Raw genomic sequence first — 20,617 nt, 5'->3', positions numbered from 1 at the left:
GCTTACTTTTACGGCATAAAAACGAATACATGTCACATAATATCACGATATACACAGACGGAGCCGCCAGCGGTAACCCCGGACCGGGAGGCTACGGGGTCGTACTTATGGCCGGACCGCATCGTAAAGAGCTGTCGGAAGGTTTCCGCCGGACCACGAACAACCGTATGGAATTGCTCGCCGTCATCATCGGGCTTGCCGCCCTGCGCTTCGAAGGGAGCAACGTGACCATCTACTCCGACTCGAAATACGTGGTCGATGCCGTTGAAAAAGGTTGGGTATTCGGTTGGGAAAAGACCGGGTTCAAGAAAAAAAAGAACCCAGACCTCTGGCGACAATTCCTCGCCCTTTATCGCAAACACCGCGTGAAATTCATCTGGGTAAAAGGACACGCCAATGTCCCGGAAAACGAACGTTGTGACCAGCTCGCCGTGGCCGCCTATAAAGCCCCGAACCTGCAAATCGATGAATATTATGAAGCAGAACAGAGTTCTGACGAACAACTTTTTAGTGAATAGGCAAAAAAAATTGTCAATTGTTAGTCAAGGAGATTCTAAAATAACTATTTTCGCGCTACAATCTAAAACTAGAAAAAGTAACATCATTCATCACAAAAACTTATAGAGATGAAAAAAATATTAATCGTTGGTGCAGGGGGACAAATCGGTTCCGAACTGGTACCCCATTTGAGATCCATTTATGGAAACAGCAATGTAGTGGCAGCTGATATTAGTGCTGAAAAATGTAAAGCATTGGCAGAAGCAGGTCCATTCGAAGAATTGAACGCTCTTGACGGGGAAGGTTTCAGTGCCATCGTGAAAAAATACAATATTGACACCATTTTCAACCTGGTTGCCTTGTTGTCAGCCACGGGAGAAAAGAACCCCAAATTAGCCTGGGATATCAATATTGGTGCTTTAACCAACTCTCTGTACATTGCCAAGGATAACAATTGTGCCGTGTTCACGCCAAGTTCTATCGGGGCTTTCGGGAACGATACCCCAAAAGACAAAACTCCCCAAGACACGCTGCAACGTTCCAACACCACGATTTACGGGGTTTGCAAGGTAACAGGCGAGCTTTTAAGCGACTACTACTTCAACCGTTTTGGTGTTGACACCCGTAGCGTGCGTTTCCCGGGATTGATTTCATACGTGACTCTCCCCGGTGGCGGAACCACGGATTATGCCGTAGAGATCTACTACGACGCCATCCGCAAAGGTTCATTCACCTGTAACGTGAAAGAGGGAACCTACATGGACATGATGTACATGCCGGATGCCTTGAACGCCGTTGTACAATTAATGGAAGCTGATCCCAGTAAATTAAAACACCGGAATAGTTTCAACATTGCGTCCATGAGTTTCGAGCCGGAACAAATCGCTGCCGAAATTCGCAAACACCTCCCCGACTTCAAGATGGATTACCAGATTGATCCGGTGAAACAAGCCATCGCCAACAGCTGGCCAAACAGCATGGACGACACTTGCGCCCGCGAAGAATGGGGCTGGGCTCCGAAATTCGACCTTACCAGCATGACAAACGATATGTTGATCAAGGTGAAAGAAAAATTCGACAAAGGATTGATCAAATAAAAGTATTAAAAAAGCAGCCCAATAAAGGCTGCTTTTTTAATACTTTTATTCATCACCTTTCAAATTTCACCCTTAGGGAACCAGACTCCCGGAAGACCTCGATCCCATCCCCGTCAACCCGTCCCATCGGGATGAGACTATTACTAGCCGAGCCACTCTTATAGAAAATCGCCACGTTCCCCCACGGTTCGTAGAGCATAATACTTCCCGCCGTGGGATTACCTCCCCGGGGAGCCCCCTCGGTAGACAACTTCGGTGAAGGATAGAAAATTTTCTCCGCCCCGGCGTAATCGCTCAACTCCACCTCCAACGGCAAGCGAGCCAGAAATGCCTTCGCCGTCACGTTATCCTCCATTGTCGCCGTCACCGTCCGTTCCCCAACCGTAATTTTCACTTTCAGCGAACTCACCTCATCCTCCTCTTCTTCCCGGTTAGCACCCAACCCTTCAAGCCACGTTGCCACCCGGCTCTCCATCTGGGCAAGCCCGCTTGACGTCAGCAACAAAGTCTCTGTAAAAGTTGCTTGCGGGCAAAACCCCCGGGCCTCATTCGCGGAAGTCGATATTCCGCTACTCCCACTCGTGGCAAACAGGGCAACCCGTTTCCCCTCCAACTTGGAAGCGTGTTCATGCAGGAAAGCCTGCATCGGCGTGGCCATACGACCATACCAGATTGGGTAACCGATAAAAATAAGATCATACTTGTCAAAGCCATCCACGGACGTCGCGATAGCCGGGTAATTCCCCCTATCGATAGCCGCCAGCTCTTCGCTTGCCCGGTCAAGCATGGCATTATAATCCTCCTCGTAAGCCGTCACGGGTTCCACTTCCAATATATCACAATGAAGTATCGTGCTAATCTGACGGGCCACTTTTTCCGTGTTCCCGGAACGGGAACTATAAAGAACCAAATATCGACCATTACCGACCGAATCCACGGACATACCGGGTTCCTCGTCCGGTACAAACGAATCATCCCCCGAACTGCCACACGCTGCCATGGACACCAGGACCAACAATATGAACGGAATAAATAATAACTTTTTCATATCTCCACTTTTTATTCAAATTAATAATCGTAGTCTTTTCAATCATACGTTTTACATTGATACAAATGTAGATCGGGAAAAGCGGCCCGCCTGTATACGATTTACAGAAGTTTATACCTGAATTACGGAACTTGAAAACACACCGATTATTTTTCCGATAAAATATCTTATTTTTGTGAGTAGCTAATAACGAACAACATGGAAGAGATACTGAAAATAAACAACGTGGACGACTACAACAAACTCTTCGGATTGGAAACTCGCCACCCGTTAGTCAGCGTCGTCGATTTATCACAATCCACCCAATGGCCCACACAGGCAATTTTTAACTACGGCATCTACGCCCTTTTCCTAAAAGACATCAAATGTGGCGACATTCGCTACGGACGGCAGTTCTATGACTATCAAGACGGCACCATCGTCAGTTTCGGCCCGGGACAGATCACCGGGATTGACATGGCTCCCGGAGTTCGCCCCATGGCCCACGGGCTACTGTTTCATCCGGACCTCATCCGGGGTACGGCACTCGGACAAGAGATTCGTAACTACACGTTTTTCTCCTACGAGGTAAATGAAGCCCTACACCTCTCCGAGGAAGAACGCCAAACGATCATGGATTGCCTGAATAAAATACAGGCAGAATTGGAACACGCCATTGATAAACACAGCCGACGGCTGATCACGGCAAATATTGGAGTACTATTGGACTACTGCCTCCGTTTCTATGACCGACAATTCATTACCCGCAACCAGCAAAATAACGACATCATCGTCCGGTTCGAACGTTTGCTGGATGAGTATTTCGATGGCTCGATGCCGCAACAAGAAGGCTTACCCTCGGTCAAATACTTCGCAGACAAGGTCTTTCTTTCCCCGAATTATTTTGGCGACATGATCCGCAAACAAACCGGGAAAACAGCCTCGGAATACATCCAGACCAAGGTCATCGAACGTGCCAAGGAAAACCTACTCTCCTCGGACAAAACGATGAGCGAAATCGCCTACGATCTGGGATTCCAATATCCCCAGCATTTAAGCCGGATGTTCAAACGGGTGGCCGGATGCACCCCCAACGAATTCCGAGCCCAGAATTGATAAAAAAAATGGGTATCCCGTAAATACAAAACGGGTACCCATCGAGTCGTTCTCCCCACGACAAACCTTTTAAGTCCCTTATTTCATAATCATTACATCAAGTATAATAGATCACTTGATGATCACTTCCGGATAAAAAATTATAATCACACTATTAAAATTCTATTAAAACGCTATTTAATATAGCGCTTTAATAGCGTTTTAATAGCGTTCTAATAGCGCTTTACACGAAAGTGATCAGCTATTGCTCATGTATAATTTCACAAATCGTTATTAACAAGGGCATAAATAACCACTTAAAAATCATACAACTAACAACATCAAAAACGATTATTTGGAAGAAAGCTAAAACATTCTCCCCGACAAGCAATTCAAGTTGTCTAAACATCTCTCAAGAAAGAAAAACGGAGATTTTGAAACTTTATATATAAAAATACGAAAATAAAACAGTACATTAGTAACTTTATTTAAGAGGGACAGGCGTTCTTTTATCGCCCATACCCGATATTTTACGATTTAGATTATGCCAAAGAAAGAGAAAAAAAGCAAGAGAGACATCGGTAAAAAAGAATTACACCGATTATTATACGATATATTTTCCGGTAACCCCGATCAAAACTTCAATTACAAGCAACTAGCCCAAAGACTAGGCATCAAGAACATGAATGCCAAGCAATTGATCATGACCGTTCTTTACGAGATGAAAAATGACAATATGCTCACGGAAGAATCAACCGGGGTATTCAAATTCAAGGTAAATACCATTTACGTTACCGGAATTATTGACTTGACGGCCAAAGGTACCGCCTACTTGATCTCGGATGATTGCCAGGAAGACGTTTTCATCCCCCAGGTTGGCTTGAACCACGCCTTAAACGGCGACAAGGTAAAAGTGTTGCTCTACGCCCGGAGTTCCAAAAGACGCCCCGAAGGGGAAGTGGTGGAAATCCTCGAACGCAAGAAAGAGACATTCGTGGGCATCATACAATGCTCCAAACAATACGCCTTTCTCGTTCCCACGGGCAAACAGTTACCCTACGATATATTTATCCCCTTGAACGACTTGAACGGGGCCAAGGATGGAGAAAAAGCCATCGTCAAGATCACCGAGTGGCCGGAGAACCAGAAGAACCCCGTGGGTAAAGTGCTGGAAGTTCTCGGAACACCGGGAGATAACGACACGGAAATGAATGCCATCATGGCGGAATACGAACTGCCCGTGCAATTCCCGACAAACGTGGAAAAAGCCGCAAAGAGAATAAAGGATGCCATCCCGGCAGAGGAGATCAAGAACCGGAGAGACTTCCGGGAAGTCACGACGTTCACGATCGACCCGAAAGACGCCAAGGACTTTGACGATGCCCTCTCGCTCCAAAAAATGAAAAACGGGAATTACGAGGTCGGCGTGCATATCGCGGATGTCAGTTTCTACGTAACCCCGGATTCGGTGCTGGACAAGGAAGCTTACTCCCGTGCAACATCCGTGTATCTCGTGGACCGCACGATCCCGATGCTACCGGAACACCTGTCCAACGGGTTGTGTTCGCTGCGTCCCGACGAGGAGAAACTTTGTTTCTCGGCGGTTTTCGAGTTGAACGATAAAGCCGAGGTAGTGAAACAATGGTTCGGACGGACTATCATCAAGTCAAACCGCCGTTTCACTTACGAGGAAGCCCAAGCCATGATCGAGGGCGGCGAGGGTGACTATAAAGAAGAGATATTAACCCTTAACGATCTGGCACAGAAATTACGGGCCGCCCGTTTCCAGAACGGTGCCATCGCTTTTGACCGGATCGAGGTTCGTTTCGATATTGACGAGAACGGGAAACCCACGGGCGTGTATTTCAAACGCTCGAAAGAGGCCAACAAACTGATCGAAGAATTTATGCTTCTCGCCAACAAAAAGGTTGCGGAAAGAATCGGAAAAGTCAAGGAAGACCAAAAAGCCAAAACATTCGTGTATCGTATTCACGAACAACCGAACACCGAGAAACTGGAAGATTTCGGCCGCTTTATCGCCAAGTTCGGTTATCGCATCCGGACAGGTACTCCTCGCCAAATCTCCTCTTCCATGAACAAATTGATGGAAGACGTGCAGGACCGCCCGGAACAAAACATGATCGAAACGCTGGCTATTCGCACGATGGCAAAAGCCGTCTACTCGACGGTGAACGTGGGACACTACGGACTGGCTTTCGACTACTATTCGCACTTCACGTCACCGATCCGTCGGTACCCGGACGTGATGACCCACCGCTTACTGCAACGTTACCTTGACGGCGGACGCTCTGCCAATGCCGAGAAGTACGAGGAGATGTGTAAACATTGCTCCGACATGGAACAAATCGCCGCCAATGCAGAGAGAGCTTCCATCAAGTATAAGCAAGTCGAGTTCATGAGCGACAAACTGGGCGAGAATTTCATAGGAACGATCTCCGGTGTAACGCAATGGGGTTTCTACGTGGAACTGAATGACACCAAATGCGAAGGACTTGTTTCTATCAACGAGCTGGAAGGAGACTATTACGAGTTCGACGAAGAAAACTACTGCATCGTGGGGCGTCACCACCGAAAAGTGTACCAACTAGGTGATCAGGTACTCGTGAAAGTAGCAAAAGCTAATCTGGTTGCCCGTCAACTGGATTTCGCTCTCGTGGAAAGTACGAGTACCACAACTGCCGCCCCGGCAAAAGTGGTTCCTCCCAAAGCCAGTGGCAGCCGCCAGCGCCCGGAACGTAAACTCCGACGGGGAAGGCGAGGAGATGCTCCAGCAAGAAGAAACGAGAAAAAAGGAAAGAAAAGAAATAAAAAAGTTGAGTTTCAAAACTCAACTTTTTCATAGTCTTATTTCCATATCACAAAATCTGTCCGCGTTTGATTATCATCCGAATTTTCCGCAACTCCTTAATATCATCATACGGGTTACCGGGGAGGACTAACAAATCAGCTTGTTTCTCGATTTCTACGGAACCCACTTTATCGGCTACTCCCAATGCCTCGGCTGCAACTTTTGTCACCGTGAAAATCGCCTCCATTGGATAAAAACCACATTTCTCTACGTACAAGTCAAGTTCGTCGAAAATAAAAGGAAAGGGACGGTTTAAATCATTGATGTAATCGGTACCCGCACAGATTTTCACACCGATCTGGTTTGCCCTTCCCACAAAACGAGCAGACCAATCCATCTTATTTTCCATACACAAGAAAAGAGTAGGATCAAAAATAAGTCCTTTTGATTTTACGGTTTGTAGAAACCGTTCTACCGATATTTTATTATGATCAATCTTGTCGTAAAATTTCTCGTAATTCTCAAAGATATTCCCGCTCAACTCTTCCGATACCCCTTCCCACTCCAACATATAAGCATGAGAGATCACCTGTACCCCGGCATCCGCAACATCCCACGGTTTGGCGGGGAAAAGCGTGGCATGTCCCCATACCTGTAACCCGTGTTCCTTGGCTTTCCGAACGACCGGTAACAATGTTTCCCGGTCAAACCCGCCATAAATCTTTACTCCCGTGCATCCCCATTCTTTCGCATCCTCCATCGCCTTATCCAAATCGGAATCAGGACGAATACACTGCATCCAAGGAGCATAAGGTTCAGGCCAGCCTTCCACCATACTTTTCTCCCGGTCATTCCCTTCAAAATAAGCCGGTCCGGCCATGAAGGCCGCATAATAGATGTCCGGCCCCAAGTATTTCCCCTGTTGTACTCCCTCCTTCAATTCTCGCAATACCCGGGCATCTCCCGCCGCATCCCGGATAGAGGTTACCCCGTGGCGTAAGAAATATTCTAAATGCTTCGCCCGATCCGCCTGTGATTCCTTCGGGTCATTCGCGATATGCACGTGTGCATCGATCAATCCCGGCATCACGTACATTCCCGTCAGATCTTTCACCTCTCCAGAAACGCCAGTCCCGGCACCTTTACCAACCGCTTGAATTATTCCCTTTTTTATCACGACATCCTGTCCCTTGCGGATGCTTCCTTCCACGACATCCACGACATTCACATTCTTCAGGATGATCGCCTTCTCCTGCGCATTTCCATGGAAACAACACAGGAGAGATATTATAACACAACCTATTAATCTCATGATCTCTTCTGTCTTATGATTTCATGTATCTCTTCAACCCCCGGATTCTTCAACAAGATATTCCCGTCCGGACCTATCAGATAAACCGTGGGAACTTGTTCCACCTTGTAAGCCTTCCGCACTTCACTCTGTTCAAAACCAGTCTCGTCAATCAACTGCACCCACGCTACCCGGTCTTCCTTCAATGCCTGTAGCCAAGGAGCCTTTTTACTATCCAGAGAAACAGAAATTACTTCTAATCCCGCATCCCGTAATTCCGGATACTGTTGGTTCAATTCCTTGTTCTTTTTTCGACAAGGAGCGCACCAAGATGCCCAAAAATCCAAAAGCACATGTTTCCCCCGGAAATCAGCCAATCGGATCTTCTGCCCTTCTACGTCCGGTAATTCAAAATCCGGAGCTTGTCCGATCAATTGTTTTGCTTTCAACTTATTGTAAGCATCAAAAATCCTCGTCTTCATCCCGCTATTCGGAATGCTATCTCCCAAAGCTTCGATTGCTTGAGTAAAAAATTTAAAATCAACCTCACAATAAAAAAGGATTTCGTGTATCAGGTTTTGTGCAATTTCCGTTCCGGCAAATTCACGAATACCTTCTAACACAAGCTCATTCTTTCTCGTGAACTTTTGATCCAGCATTTCCGAACGGGTGGCTTTCTGATGAATGTCCGTGATGGTATCGTAACCCTGACACTCCTTCTCGTAATCCTGATTCAATTTATCGAGTTCTTTCAGGAATTCCACGTATCGATTTTGCAATGACGATTCTTCGGAAAGAAGGTAATACTTATCCCCAGACTCAACAAGCGTATAATGCTTTTGCTCAATATATACCGGTATCCGGACATAATCTTTCGAGAAATTGACAAACACAAGCTTACCCGGTGCAATATTACCCGAAAGATGAAAAGTCCCATCTTTCTGAATCGAAGCAACCATCAACCGTTCTCTTCGTCGGGCATTAGGAAGCGTGACTTCCACGCTATCACTTTTCCATTGCTTTTCAACTTCTCCCGCAATCTGGACTGTAGTTTGCTTGCAGCCGAACAGAACAAGTAAAAATAACCCGACAATAATTATTTTCTTCATGCTATTTTCATTATATGATTATCCCCCCCCCCCGAAGAGCAAGTTTATAAATCAAGAGGGCTTAAAAAAGCCCCTTGATAAAAACAACACACTATATTATTTTACATTCGAGAATCCATATCCCTCTTGTTGAGGATAGATATTCGTTTCCGGATATAACTTCTTCCACACAGCTGATGATAATACTTCTGCCGGAATTTCTCCTGACATCCTGTTCCCATTCAGCTTCAATCCACTGTAACCCAAGTTCATTTTGGCCACCTCTACAGGAATTGTTCCGGTAATATTATTATTACTTAAATAGAAATAACTCAAGGTCGAACAATTTCCTAATTCGGCAGGTAATTCACCTGATAACAAGTTGTGTTCCAAGTACAGGTTCCGAACCTTCGTCAGAGTTGAAATCCCGTTCAAGTTACCTTCTAACTTATTATTTGAAAGATAGACATCGGTCAAATTCGGACTGAACTGGCTCAAATCAAGCTGCCCGGATAATTGGTTACCATCCAATCTCAATGTCTGCAATGCCGATAGGTCTTTCAGCCAAGAAAGATCACCCGAGAATGAATTGTTACTTGCATTCAATTTTTTCAATTTCGTCAAACCAGAGAAGACATCGGCTGCAACTCCACGGATTCCCGGCGTACCCTCTTTCCCGGTAACATCCAGCTCTTCCAAGGCGGACAAAGAAGAAATTGCGGCGGGTAGTGTCGTTAAACCAGTTCTCGGCATGGTCAATTTCTTCAGACCAGTCAACTGTCCCAAGCTAGCCGGAAGAGAAGTCAGAGCCGTACATTGACTTAAATCTATTTCTGTTACTTTTGTCAGGTTACCAATGCTCTCGGGTAATGATTCCAAAGCAGCACAATCGTAAAAATTCAATTTCGTCAGTTTATCCAGTTTACCAAAACTTTCCGGGACGACTTTCAGTAGCTTACATCCTCTTAAAGTCAAAGTGCTTACTTGCAAATTTCCTATATCACTTGACAAACGCTCCAACCTCTCACAATCAGATAAATCTAATGCCGTCAACTGGATCAAGTTTCCAAAACCTTCGGGAAGTTCTTTCAACACTTTACAACCGGATAAGATCAAAGTTTTCAAATTCACTAATTTCCCGATATTCTCACCCAAAGAGGCCAAAGCCTGACATCCACGTAAATTCAATGTTGTTAAATTCTCCGCTAACTCCCCAATATCATTCGGTAAACTATAAATATTCGTTCCTGCAAGATCTAACGATTTCAAGTGTTTCAACTTGGATATTCCTTCCGGCAAGTCCCCGATCAGGTATATCGTTGATAACGACAAGGATTCCAGCGCAGGCAAAGTATAGAATGCCGCAAAAGATTCCATCGGGATTTTCAATTGTCCCGGCTTGAATTCCTTTAATGAAAGCATGGAAGACATATCATTCGGCAAGAACCACTCCGTCCCATCCGAGAAGTTCACGTTCAAGGATTCCAACTTCCTCAAGTTAATCAAGCTATTCGGACATTTGTAAACTTTCCCGGTAATCCGCAGAGAGGTCAATTCCCGTAAATTACCCACTTCATTAGGCAGGTTACCAGACAAACTGAAGTCAGACAATAGCAACGCTGTCACTCGCAATTCTCCATTTATCTCTTCTAAGGTAACTCCGGACCACTCTGTCATCGGTTTTCTAGGATTCCACGGGTTACGCCATCCTTCTCCATTAAGTGATTCGTGAAGAACAAGTAATGCCAAACTATCACTTCTGCGAGTATATTTGGATTCATACGTGTACTGACCAACGAACACGGTGTCGGTCACGCCGGTATTCTCCTGGCGAACAATCATTCTCGTGTAACGTTCCTGCATCCCCTCGTTTACCCTCAAAGTAATCCCGACAACAGCATTACCCTCGTCTCCGGATTTCGGTTCATAATCAAAAATCCAATTGGTTTCCTCGATCGGCTCAATGCTCCACCCGCCACCAATGGAACGTAGCTCGAATCCCTGGGCATTTCCCATTGCATCGATCATAATCTCATCCCGTGATAACTTCAAACCCGGGGTCATATCTTCCGGAATCACCGGATCAGGAATATCCTTGAAGTCATAATCCTCGCAAGATGAAAATATCCAAAGCGACACGATGCTATAAAACACTAGATTTACAATATATCGTTTCATAATCTTCATTATTAATTTCTATTTAATCTTGTAGAACATATCAACAGGTTCATAAGAAATCCCTTCATATTTATTTATCAGTTTTCCTGTATCCGCATTATAAACCCATAACGATCCCTTGAATTCCCCTTCTCGATTCGGATTATATGAAGCTATATAAATTTCTTTTTGCACAGAATAATCTTGATAATTTGAATCATTACGACTTTTTTGATAATGATTCAAACAACGAATTTCCTCTCCTTCAGGTAACTTGATGAATGGCATTGCGTCCAAATCTAATTGAGTATAGAACCATTTATACACTTCATTTTTATGAGATACAAATGCACAAGTATAGTAATCATTAGGTAGAATTTGCGATTCTTCTGTAATAATTCCTTCTCTTACAGGACGTTCAAATAAGACCCATAATCCTTTTCCCGTGGATAAATTTAACATAGCAGAATGAATACCAACAACTTTAGTCTGGCCACCATCACGATACACAACAAAAACATCATTACCATCACTTTTCTCATTCTGGAAAATCTTCAATACATACTTTCCTTTAAAATAATCGAAACAATTTTGAAATGAAAAGAATGGATCATAACCATTAGCACCACTCCAACATACAGCATCCCGATCTTTACTAATAAAGACCTCTGTTGAACTACTAAAATAACTAGGACGATCATACCCATCCGTGTAAACTGTACCTTGTGGAAGTCCCGGGAATGGGAAAATCGCTTGTTGTTGCACTTGTACCATTGCAACCCCTCCATTTTTAGAAGTTACAGTAAACTCTGTACAATAACGGTAATCACAAGTCATCATCGTGGTTGGAACAAAATCCAGTTGATAGAATTTGAAATCATATTCATATATTTCTTCAAAAGTTTTAGCGTCTATCTGCACTAATTTCTGACTTTCCCCATGCAAAATGTATAAATAATTCCCCACTTTATCTATATCCACTGGATCTAGATATAATTCTTTACCTCCATTCGCATACGCAAAAGCATTCTGCATGAATGATGGTTCCATTCCTGCCTCTATCTCTTCCGGAGTTAACGTTTTCAAGAAAGAAATACCACCTTTTCCATCGGGACGACGCTCTAGGATTGTAAAACCTTCCTCAAACTGAGAATTAACAAAAACATGATAATATTTAATTGTACTTCCATCCTCACTTGTCACTATCTGCCGTAAGTGGTAATGCCCCAACTCTCGAACAACGTAACTCAAATCTTTTTCTTGAGAAATGTTTTTAAAAACCGTTGTAGATTCCCCAGTTTTTGGATCTTCGGCATAAAGTCCCATATCCCATTGATAGGTTAATGCATCTGTCTCACTTTCAATATCAGCCTTAATTTCCAGCGTGTTATTGAAATAAATATTGATCGAATCTTTTGCTGTAGGTAAAATATTTACCTCTATAATAGGCTGATCTGCCAATTTAGAATTATCATCATAGCATGCTTGCAAACAACATAAAACGATCAATATACCCCATATATATTTTATTCTATTCATAAAAGCCTAATTTTCAATTATTCATACTCTGTTGTTGCCGGATTGGGCAATTTATAATGTTCATCTCCTGTCTGTAGATAATACTCATACATCGGAGTATAAATATGCTGTTTAAAATAACCTAAATAAACATAGGTCGTCAGTAAATACGGATATCGGCTATGTGATTCGTTATCCAGATATTCTCCCCATTTGGATTCAATATCGTCATACAAGACGGGCAATTTTTCTTTAGTTTCATGGAAATACTTGATAAATAATATCAACTTATCCTGATTATAGGTTCCTAATCGATCAGGACGCCACCATTCGGGTTGCTCGATACTAATATCACCAAAAAACACGAGGCATTTTGTCCTATTGGTTGGTATATATTCATCGTTTGCTTCCAAATTCAAGTATAATTTATACTGAATATCTTTTACTAGGTTATCTCGTTTAAAATCTAATTTGATAGCTGCTGTCACAGAGTCTTTCATAAACACTTGAATTTCATCCATGTTATAATGAACTCCTAATTTCGCTGTTGAATTACGCACATCCGCACTCACCTTAAATTCAACATCTCGATCAAAATTAGCTAAACCAATCAAACTAATCGGGACTTCCAGATCAACTTCTTTATCTTCACGGGGACCATATTCAAAAAAGAACGTGTCCTTGTCAAAATAAATCTTATTTGTTAAAGAGGTATTATACAATTTATAATCTTCATCCGTACATGAAAACAATGCCCCTAATAACAATAGCGCAGTAATACTCGTGTATAATAATTTTCTCATAACAACATTCATATTAATTTCTATATTCATACTCATTATCAGGTACCGGGAACACATAAATATCTTTTGAGGCCTGGAATGTTTGATCGGTTATTGATTCATAAATTGACATATTATAGTGTTTCATAATCTGGAACCATTGCCCTTCACAAACCAATTCTTTACGGCGGTCATTATTAATATTCATTCGCGACACAACAACAATGCCATCCCCTTTGTTAAAGCCACTTAAACCGCGAGCTTTCACAACTTTATCTAAATAAGTCGCTGCCATTTCCATATTATCTGATACAAGATAATATTCTGACACGATATAATACAACTCTGGTAATCGAATCATGTTAATCCCACTTAATTTAGTCACGGGACGAGTATTTAATCGTACTTTAAAACGATCTACCACTTTCATACACCGCAAACCTTCCGCACCATGATCAGACAAAGTCTGGAACCACTTATCCAAGCGATAATCAAACCCGTCTTGGTCAACCTCGTAAATCTCCCTATAATCCGGTTTCGGATCATAGTAATTGTTTCCACCACTAGAATACATTACATCCCGCGTATAATTAGGAAATTCTTCAGAATATAATCCCCAAATCGTTTCTTTATCAGAAATAATACCGTTCATAATATCCTCCACATTTGTCTTATCCTCCATCGAGAAGAAAGGACAATCAATCACTTTCATGGCATAGTTCTTTGCTGTTTCTAAATCTCCTTTTTCCCAATAAACACGAGCAAGTAAAGCTTGTACTGCATAAAGATTCATATGAATCACACGATCCTTCACGAATCCCCCAGCATTTTCATCCACCCGATCAAAATACTCTCCATGAGTAGCTAATAATCTTTCTGCTTCTTTAAAATCACGAATGATCTTATTATAAGACTCATTGATCGGATCGAATGGGGTTACTTGGTAAGTATAATTCTCACGATATGGGATTCCCGTTGCATTCGGATTCTGTATTATACTCTCTGAGAACAAACGTAAAAGTTCAAAATGCATGAAAGCTCGTAATCCCAATCCCTCAGCTTTATAAACATTATACAAGGCAAATTTTGTAGAATCATGTTTGGCAAGATTTTCCAGCATATTATTCACGTAAGAGATCCCTTTATACATGGATTCCCATATCGCATCGATTTCCGGACGCACTTCCATATGTTTGTAATTGTAAAGCCGCAACTGATTAGACCAGTGCTGATCCCATCCTCCGGAAAAATACTGTCCGACAACATCCACCAAACCATACGTCATATTTTTCCCATACAGAGGTTCTCTCGCTAAATAAGAATAGACACCATAGATTGCCTCTTCAAATCCTTCGGCAGTTTCAAACAATTCATTATTCACAATTTCTCCTGTCGGTCTAACATCCAAGAAACTATCACAAGAATAACAGATTGTCAATAAGATAAATAATGTGTATATCAATCTTTTCATAATCATATCATTTTAGAAGGTCGGACTAATTGAGAAAGTAAATCCCCGGCTAAATGGATATTCCGTACCCCGTTCAAATTTCACGGTTGACATACGGAATGGGTCTTTCATTCCCACACTCAGTCTTAAACGCTTGAAACCAATTTTTTTCAATAGATTTTGATTAAAATCATAAGCTAACTCTATACTTCTACATATCACGTTATTATCATCTTCTACAAATCGACTAGTATGATAACTTGTGCGGGAATCTGCATTTGCAATATCCAAATAAGCGGGAACATCATTCACATTTTTCCAACGTTCCTCAAAAGCTCTCCGATCCACATTATTTCTCGGATTCACGTTCTCCACGTTATCTGCACGAGTCGTATTATATATTTGTCCTCCGAAATTATACTCGAAGGCCATATTCAATTGCCATCCCTTATATGATAACATTGGGAAAAACGCACCTTTTAACCAAGCAGACTCATCACCCACTACCACTTTGTCATTAGGATCATACTCCAAGGTCCAAGCACCATTTCGCTTGATAAATACCTCTTCTCCCGTTGCGGGGTTAATTCCTGCAGAACGTACAGCATAAATGGCAGAAGTTGACTCTCCTTCTTTATACAAGATTTTTGGAGCCGAGGATCCATCAGCATTAGCCTCCTCGTTATATTTTGCCAAGCTATTACTAATTCCCAAAATTTCATTTTTATTATGGTCCCCGTTTACTTTCAAGCTAAACCGCCAATCTTCCAAAGCTACCAACAAGGCCGTTACTTCAAACTCGAATCCCTTGTTACGCATCTGTCCCAAATTATTTCGAACCGTAATCTCTCCTACTGAAGGCGGAACCGACATATCAATCAACACGTCGTCTGTTGTCTTCACGTAATAATCAAACGTCGCACTGATTCGGTCATCCCAAAGATCAAGGTTTAACCCGAAATTATGAGCTTTCGTCAACTCCCATTTCAAATCCCGATTACCCATCGTTTTGGGCACCGCACCAATACCATGCAAATAGAAATTTTCTCCATTATAAAAATAAGTTGTCACAGCTTGATAAGGAGCAAAACTAACATTACCGGTTACACCATAAGAATAGCGAAGACGGAACGTGTTCAACCAACCAAAACGAGTCGCAAATTCCTCGTTATGAATGTTCCATCCAGCACCTACAGACCAGAAAGGAGCGAAACGATTCTTATCTCCAAATTTAGAAGAACCGGAACGACGGAAAGACCCGTCCACGAAATAACGATTTTTCACGATAAAGTTTGCATTTACAAAAGGTCCTATACTCGTACTTATTTCTTCCGATCCGGTAGGACGCTTTCCTTCACCAAAGCCTGCCGCAAAATTTGGTGCATGTAAGGAAGATTTGTAGAAACCATAAGCCGTATATCCATCTGTTGTAGTAGTCTCCTTCATTATGTCCGCACCACCATGCAAGGTTAACAAGAAGTCCTCTCCAAAATTTTGAGCATAATTCACAACAACCCGTCCCTCATATTTCAGATACTGCTCATTTTCAATAAGCAAAGAACCTTGCTCCGAACGACTCGTTGCATCCTTAAACACATTAGATTCAGGAGAATAGAAAACTTCCGTTCTATCTTTAGAAGTTACAATCGTCCCCGTCCCATTCACAAAAAGACCGGGTCTCACATCCCAACGGAAGGACAATGAATTCGTAAAGGAACGACTTGACCCTTTATCATAATTACCACATTCAGCCTCATACAGAGGATTTGCCATTTCCCATGAAAGAGTCTTGTTCAAACGCCCGTATTCATCATAAGGAGAATCATAAGGATTCATAACCACGTAATCCGAAAACTTTCCATAAGGACTCTCTTTCCATTTCAAATCAGAAAAGCTGGATTGAAAGGACACGGTCAATTTATTATCGACATGATAGGAAAGGAACATATTCAGACCTATCGTATTACGATAGTCTTTTTGCATAACTCCTTTCACCGTTCGCACATTAGCATTCAACCGATAGGTCATCCCGTTACCTCGGCCACTAGCCCCGATAGAATTATTAATCGTGTAACCCGAACGTAAAGGCTTGGACATCCAGTCAGTATCCATTCCCTTAGAAATTAATATTTTCTTCCTATTATATTCTTCAAAATCATTCAACAAAGAAAAATTATATAACCCCGCCAAACGTTCAAACTCTAATTTGTCTTTTGCATTCAGATAATCGTATGATCTCAAATCAGGAACCTCCAATGCTCCATCCAAATTATAGGACAATCGTAATTTATCATTCAGCACTCTTTTTCGCTCAATAACAATAACACCATTAGCAGCCTTTTCTCCATAAAGTGCCGTAGCAGAAGCATCTTTTAAAACATCCACACGTTCGATATCATTAATATCAATATCATACAAATCTCGCATCGTGATCTCTACACCATCCAACATAATAACTGGCTGGTTAGCACTTTGGTCCGCTTCCGTGGACAGAGATGAAGTCCCTCGAATGACGATTTCAGGCATCCGGTTCGGGTTCGACCCGAAAGCGTTATTCTCCACCATTCGCATACCGGGAGTTAACATCGAAATGGCACTAACCAAATTTGTATTAGATACCGCCTTAATTTCCTCAACGGTCATTGTCTTTACAGACCCCGTGAAACTTTCTTTCTTCTTGGTGAAAAATCCGGTAACCACAACATCATCTAATGCCTTGGTATCAGACTTCATCACGACATTATACTCTGTTTTCTTCTTGGAGATCTTTAATTCATAATTCTGCATTCCCACGAAGGAGAAAATCAATTTTGTCGTATCCGATTGAGGCACTTCCAAGTTAAACTTTCCATCAATATCCGTTGCCGTTCCTATTGATGTCCATTTTATCATTACCGTAACACCCGGTAACGGAATACCCTCCTCGTCTGTAACCGTACCTTTTACCTTTACTCCAGTAACTTTCTTCTCATCATCTTGTCGTTGAACATAAAAAATCACAACATGATCACTCGTAATCTCGTATCGTAAAGGTTTATCCGCAAAAACAAGATCAAGAATCTCCGATACTGTCTTGTAATGTACTTTTCCACTAACGGTATATTTTTGAACATCCTCATGGTTAAATACGAATTTTAGATTGGTCTTTTGCTGAATCTGTTCAAAAAGCTGAACCATATTCATGTTCTCAAATACCAGATCAATCCGATCCTGTTGCGACCACACTTTCGCATTCAAACTAGAGAAGCCCAAAATCAATACCAGGAATACTAGCTTGATTTTAATCATAATCCAGATTAGGTTTCTACATAAAAATTTCATAACTTTGTTTTTCAAGTTTAACATTAAAATTCCTTTGGCGAGGAGTTTTCATCCAGGAAGCATGTTGGCGCAAGCTTCCTGTTTTATTTTCAATTTCTACTTATATCTTTTACCGTGAGAATTCGTCCCTTTAAATCTAAACTTATTTTCTTTGTTTTTTCTAATATATTAATCACCTCGTTTATCGAAGAACTTCGTTTAAACCAAGCGGAGAAGTGATAATCTTTTACCTGTTGATTCATATAAAACACGTCAACATCATACCAACGGGCAAGCTCTTCCATGATATTTTCCAAACGGCATTGCGTGAAACCAAACGCACCATGTCTCCAAGCCACTTGCTCTTCAACATTTACAACCCGTATCCGTATTTCATTATTTTCCAAAACAGCTTGTTGTCCCGGTCGTAACCTGTCTACCTTTCCCTTTCTCTCGATCTGTACTCCCCCTTCAACTAGCGTTGTCGCCAGACTCTCATTCAAATAATTCCGAACGTTAAATTGAGTACCTGTCACTCTCACATTATACTCGTTCATACGCACGATGAAAGGTTTTTCCACATCTTTAGCCACCTCAAAATAGGCTTCCCCCTCTAATTCAACCTGCCGTGTATTACCGGAAAATGTCACCGGATAACGAATGTGGCTATCGGAGTTTAACCAAACAATGGTACCATCAGCCAACACCAGCTTATATTCTCCCCCACGAGGGACAGTGACCGTGTTGTAAATAGTTTCTGTCTTCATGGTATCATTCATGATTTTATAAACCAATTCTTTATCCGGAAAATTTGAAATCACCATTCCTTTCTCGTTCACGTGAACGATCGTGTCCGCAAGCATTACTTGCTGACCAGAAGATAAGGTCAACACGGCTTGCTTTCTACCCGGTTGCACGGGCACTTCAGCATAAACCACTTTTTCCTGTTTATTTTCACGGATGAGAAGGAAAACCCCGAGACTCAAAGGTAATATCATAATAGCTGCGAATTTCAACAAAGTCCGTATCAGGGATATTTTACGTGCTGGATGAACTTGATTCCACGCCTTTCTCTTGTCAATTCTCTCCTTAACCTGAGAAGCGATGATGCCCGAACGAATCTTCAGTAAATCATTATAATATTCCCGGTTGGAAGAATTTTGATACCACTTGTCAAAAAAAACACTTTCTTCTTTTGACAAATGTTCTTCCGAAAGCCGTTTTATTATTATTTCTTCTATATTCATTTTCTTTATTTCTGGCTGTTATACCCTAAAGACAGGAGAAGAAATAAAACGAGTGGCTCAAAAAATAAAAAAATTAAAGATTATTTATTCAGATGCACTTTTCCCCTTGAAATAAAGGGCAAAAAATAATATCGGATAAGAAACTTCTTTGCGCAATTCTTCTCGCAGGAAAGCGTAGGCTTTCTTCACATGATCTTTTACCGTATTCAAAGAGATTCCTAATAGATCTGCAATTTCAGCGTAGGATTTAGATTCTATCACGCATAGTTCCAATACCATTTTACGTTTTTCCGGTAACTTATCCAACAATTTACCTACATCTTCTATGAATTGTTCTGGATCTTCATCATCATCTTGTATTTCCTGCGACAAATAATATTGTTTATATTTATCCACCACTTGTTGATGTTCCAGATAATTTAAACAACGATTTTTTACGGATAACAACAAATACCCCTCAAGATTTTGAACACTTTTCAACTCCCCCCGTTTTTCCCACAAACGAACAAAAACTTCCTGCACAACATCCTCCGCGACAGCAAAATCATTTGTATAAAACGTCGCTTGCTGCACCATTCCAACATACAACAAATCAAACAAGGACTTAAATTCTTTCTCATCCCCATTTATTAAACGATCTTGATTTATTGGAACTTTTGATGTCATAAAATGAACGTTTAATAATAAAAAACTCTCGAATAAAATCGCAAAACGAATATTATTCAAATTTTTGGCAACTAGTTATTTATAATTTGCACAAATTCCTACATAAGTGAACGCCGTAGCTAAAATAGGCTATTATTAAACGTTCATTTAATGATACAAATATAAAATTTATTCTTAGAATCTTTAGCCCGATACAATAATAAGATTACCACTCCATCCAGAATAGAATGTAACTAATTATACCTATCCAACTTTGACTATAAAACGATCAACTTTTCCAACGTTTCAGCATTGGAAAGAATTGTTGCATCTCGGCACGAGCCTCTTCTTTCGTGTAAGGATGCTCCATGTCTTTATTGAATTCGTCGAGAAATTGCAGACAGTGGTCAATCATCTCGTTCATCGTACAATCCTCTGTAAAAACCCCGTCACGATAGCAGTAAGAACAATACTCTTCATTTCGGGAACCATCCACGTTACGACCAAATTGTTCGTCTGCCGTCATCGGCATCCCGCAACTCTGACAAAATTTGTTTCCCATAATCTAGGTTTTAGGTTTTAAATTATGGCAAATATATGAATTTTATCATCT

General features: G+C 41.7%; 15 protein-coding genes. 4 read left to right on the top strand and 11 right to left on the bottom strand.

The genetic code is table 11. The annotated features are described in order from the left end of the window. The first annotated feature begins 29 nt into the window (after positions 1 to 29). Together rnhA and F1644_RS13340 are read left to right on the top strand one after the other, a co-directional pair. A complete protein-coding gene (rnhA, locus tag F1644_RS13345) occupies positions 30 to 518 on the top strand; it encodes a ribonuclease HI (protein ID WP_118303064.1) in 489 nt (162 codons plus the stop codon). Positions 519 to 626: 108 nt separating this feature from the next. After that, positions 627 to 1,595 carry an NAD-dependent epimerase/dehydratase family protein gene (locus F1644_RS13340; protein ID WP_118303062.1) on the top strand — a complete coding sequence of 323 codons (969 nt, stop codon included), beginning with the start codon at positions 627 to 629 and terminating at the stop codon, positions 1,593 to 1,595. A gap of 52 nt (positions 1,596 to 1,647) precedes the next feature. On the opposite strand, the gene F1644_RS13335 is transcribed toward F1644_RS13340, so the two are convergent. Further along, positions 1,648 to 2,643, bottom strand: a complete 996-nt coding sequence (locus F1644_RS13335) for a cyclophilin-like fold protein (RefSeq protein ID WP_118303060.1) — start codon at positions 2,641 to 2,643, stop codon at positions 1,648 to 1,650. A 198-nt stretch (positions 2,644 to 2,841) separates the two neighbouring features. Between F1644_RS13335 and F1644_RS13330 the strand changes: the two genes are divergently transcribed. After that, positions 2,842 to 3,738: a helix-turn-helix domain-containing protein gene (locus F1644_RS13330; RefSeq protein ID WP_118303058.1), complete on the top strand. Its 897-nt coding sequence runs from the start codon at positions 2,842 to 2,844 to the stop codon at positions 3,736 to 3,738. Between the two features lie 523 nt (positions 3,739 to 4,261). Continuing rightward, positions 4,262 to 6,580 (top strand): ribonuclease R, encoded by a 2,319-nt coding sequence (gene rnr / locus F1644_RS13325; protein WP_317147128.1) that lies wholly within the window; start codon positions 4,262 to 4,264, stop codon positions 6,578 to 6,580. Between the two features lie 13 nt (positions 6,581 to 6,593). On the opposite strand, the gene F1644_RS13320 is transcribed toward rnr, so the two are convergent. The 10 genes from F1644_RS13320 to F1644_RS13275 all read right to left on the bottom strand — a co-directional run bounded on the left by F1644_RS13320 (position 6,594) and on the right by F1644_RS13275 (position 20,566). Then, on the bottom strand, positions 6,594 to 7,838 hold the full coding sequence (locus F1644_RS13320) for an amidohydrolase family protein (RefSeq protein WP_118303054.1): 1,245 nt from the start codon (positions 7,836 to 7,838) through the stop codon (positions 6,594 to 6,596). Continuing rightward, the gene (locus F1644_RS13315; RefSeq protein WP_118303052.1) at positions 7,835 to 8,926 is read right to left on the bottom strand and encodes a peroxiredoxin family protein; all 1,092 of its coding nucleotides are present in this window, start codon (positions 8,924 to 8,926) and stop codon (positions 7,835 to 7,837) included. The genes F1644_RS13320 and F1644_RS13315 overlap by 4 nt, the downstream gene beginning before the upstream one ends. 96 nt (positions 8,927 to 9,022) lie before the next feature. After that, the gene (locus F1644_RS13310; RefSeq protein WP_158581816.1) at positions 9,023 to 11,083 is read right to left on the bottom strand and encodes a leucine-rich repeat domain-containing protein; all 2,061 of its coding nucleotides are present in this window, start codon (positions 11,081 to 11,083) and stop codon (positions 9,023 to 9,025) included. 18 nt (positions 11,084 to 11,101) lie between these two features. Then, positions 11,102 to 12,601: a hypothetical protein gene (locus F1644_RS13305; protein ID WP_118303048.1), complete on the bottom strand. Its 1,500-nt coding sequence runs from the start codon at positions 12,599 to 12,601 to the stop codon at positions 11,102 to 11,104. Positions 12,602 to 12,618: 17 nt separating this feature from the next. Beyond that, the gene (locus tag F1644_RS13300; protein ID WP_158581815.1) at positions 12,619 to 13,383 is read right to left on the bottom strand and encodes a DUF4843 domain-containing protein; all 765 of its coding nucleotides are present in this window, start codon (positions 13,381 to 13,383) and stop codon (positions 12,619 to 12,621) included. A gap of 13 nt (positions 13,384 to 13,396) precedes the next feature. Further along, positions 13,397 to 14,833, bottom strand: a complete 1,437-nt coding sequence (locus F1644_RS13295) for a RagB/SusD family nutrient uptake outer membrane protein (protein WP_158581814.1) — start codon at positions 14,831 to 14,833, stop codon at positions 13,397 to 13,399. Between the two features lie 12 nt (positions 14,834 to 14,845). After that, the gene (locus F1644_RS13290; RefSeq protein ID WP_158581813.1) at positions 14,846 to 18,133 is read right to left on the bottom strand and encodes a SusC/RagA family TonB-linked outer membrane protein; all 3,288 of its coding nucleotides are present in this window, start codon (positions 18,131 to 18,133) and stop codon (positions 14,846 to 14,848) included. Between the two features lie 89 nt (positions 18,134 to 18,222). Further along, positions 18,223 to 19,359: a FecR family protein gene (locus tag F1644_RS13285; protein ID WP_118303040.1), complete on the bottom strand. Its 1,137-nt coding sequence runs from the start codon at positions 19,357 to 19,359 to the stop codon at positions 18,223 to 18,225. Positions 19,360 to 19,443: 84 nt separating this feature from the next. Further along, entirely contained in the window at positions 19,444 to 20,025 is a 582-nt protein-coding gene (locus tag F1644_RS13280; RefSeq protein ID WP_118594325.1) for an RNA polymerase sigma-70 factor, read from the bottom strand. 268 nt (positions 20,026 to 20,293) lie between these two features. Next, positions 20,294 to 20,566 carry a zinc ribbon domain-containing protein gene (locus F1644_RS13275; protein WP_118303036.1) on the bottom strand — a complete coding sequence of 91 codons (273 nt, stop codon included), beginning with the start codon at positions 20,564 to 20,566 and terminating at the stop codon, positions 20,294 to 20,296. Positions 20,567 to 20,617: the final 51 nt, after the last annotated feature.

This window comes from Butyricimonas paravirosa, from assembly GCF_032878955.1.
Lineage (GTDB): Bacteria > Bacteroidota > Bacteroidia > Bacteroidales > Marinifilaceae > Butyricimonas > Butyricimonas paravirosa.
The sequence above is the reverse complement of the archived record's forward strand: the minus strand, read 5'-3'. Positions and strand labels throughout refer to the sequence as shown.

What these genes read in the sequence shown, in the direction of transcription:
- rnhA (WP_118303064.1), top strand. Translation starts at nt 30, where the DNA reads ATGTCACATAATATCACGATATACACAGACGGAGCCGCCAGCGGTAAC.
- F1644_RS13340 (WP_118303062.1), top strand. Translation starts at nt 627, where the DNA reads ATGAAAAAAATATTAATCGTTGGTGCAGGGGGACAAATCGGTTCCGAA.
- F1644_RS13335 (WP_118303060.1), bottom strand. Translation starts at nt 2,643, where the DNA reads ATGAAAAAGTTATTATTTATTCCGTTCATATTGTTGGTCCTGGTGTCC.
- F1644_RS13330 (WP_118303058.1), top strand. Translation starts at nt 2,842, where the DNA reads ATGGAAGAGATACTGAAAATAAACAACGTGGACGACTACAACAAACTC.
- rnr (WP_317147128.1), top strand. Translation starts at nt 4,262, where the DNA reads ATGCCAAAGAAAGAGAAAAAAAGCAAGAGAGACATCGGTAAAAAAGAA.
- F1644_RS13320 (WP_118303054.1), bottom strand. Translation starts at nt 7,838, where the DNA reads ATGAGATTAATAGGTTGTGTTATAATATCTCTCCTGTGTTGTTTCCAT.
- F1644_RS13315 (WP_118303052.1), bottom strand. Translation starts at nt 8,926, where the DNA reads ATGAAGAAAATAATTATTGTCGGGTTATTTTTACTTGTTCTGTTCGGC.
- F1644_RS13310 (WP_158581816.1), bottom strand. Translation starts at nt 11,083, where the DNA reads ATGAAACGATATATTGTAAATCTAGTGTTTTATAGCATCGTGTCGCTT.
- F1644_RS13305 (WP_118303048.1), bottom strand. Translation starts at nt 12,601, where the DNA reads ATGAATAGAATAAAATATATATGGGGTATATTGATCGTTTTATGTTGT.
- F1644_RS13300 (WP_158581815.1), bottom strand. Translation starts at nt 13,383, where the DNA reads ATGAGAAAATTATTATACACGAGTATTACTGCGCTATTGTTATTAGGG.
- F1644_RS13295 (WP_158581814.1), bottom strand. Translation starts at nt 14,833, where the DNA reads ATGAAAAGATTGATATACACATTATTTATCTTATTGACAATCTGTTAT.
- F1644_RS13290 (WP_158581813.1), bottom strand. Translation starts at nt 18,133, where the DNA reads ATGAAATTTTTATGTAGAAACCTAATCTGGATTATGATTAAAATCAAG.
- F1644_RS13285 (WP_118303040.1), bottom strand. Translation starts at nt 19,359, where the DNA reads ATGAATATAGAAGAAATAATAATAAAACGGCTTTCGGAAGAACATTTG.
- F1644_RS13280 (WP_118594325.1), bottom strand. Translation starts at nt 20,025, where the DNA reads ATGACATCAAAAGTTCCAATAAATCAAGATCGTTTAATAAATGGGGAT.
- F1644_RS13275 (WP_118303036.1), bottom strand. Translation starts at nt 20,566, where the DNA reads ATGGGAAACAAATTTTGTCAGAGTTGCGGGATGCCGATGACGGCAGAC.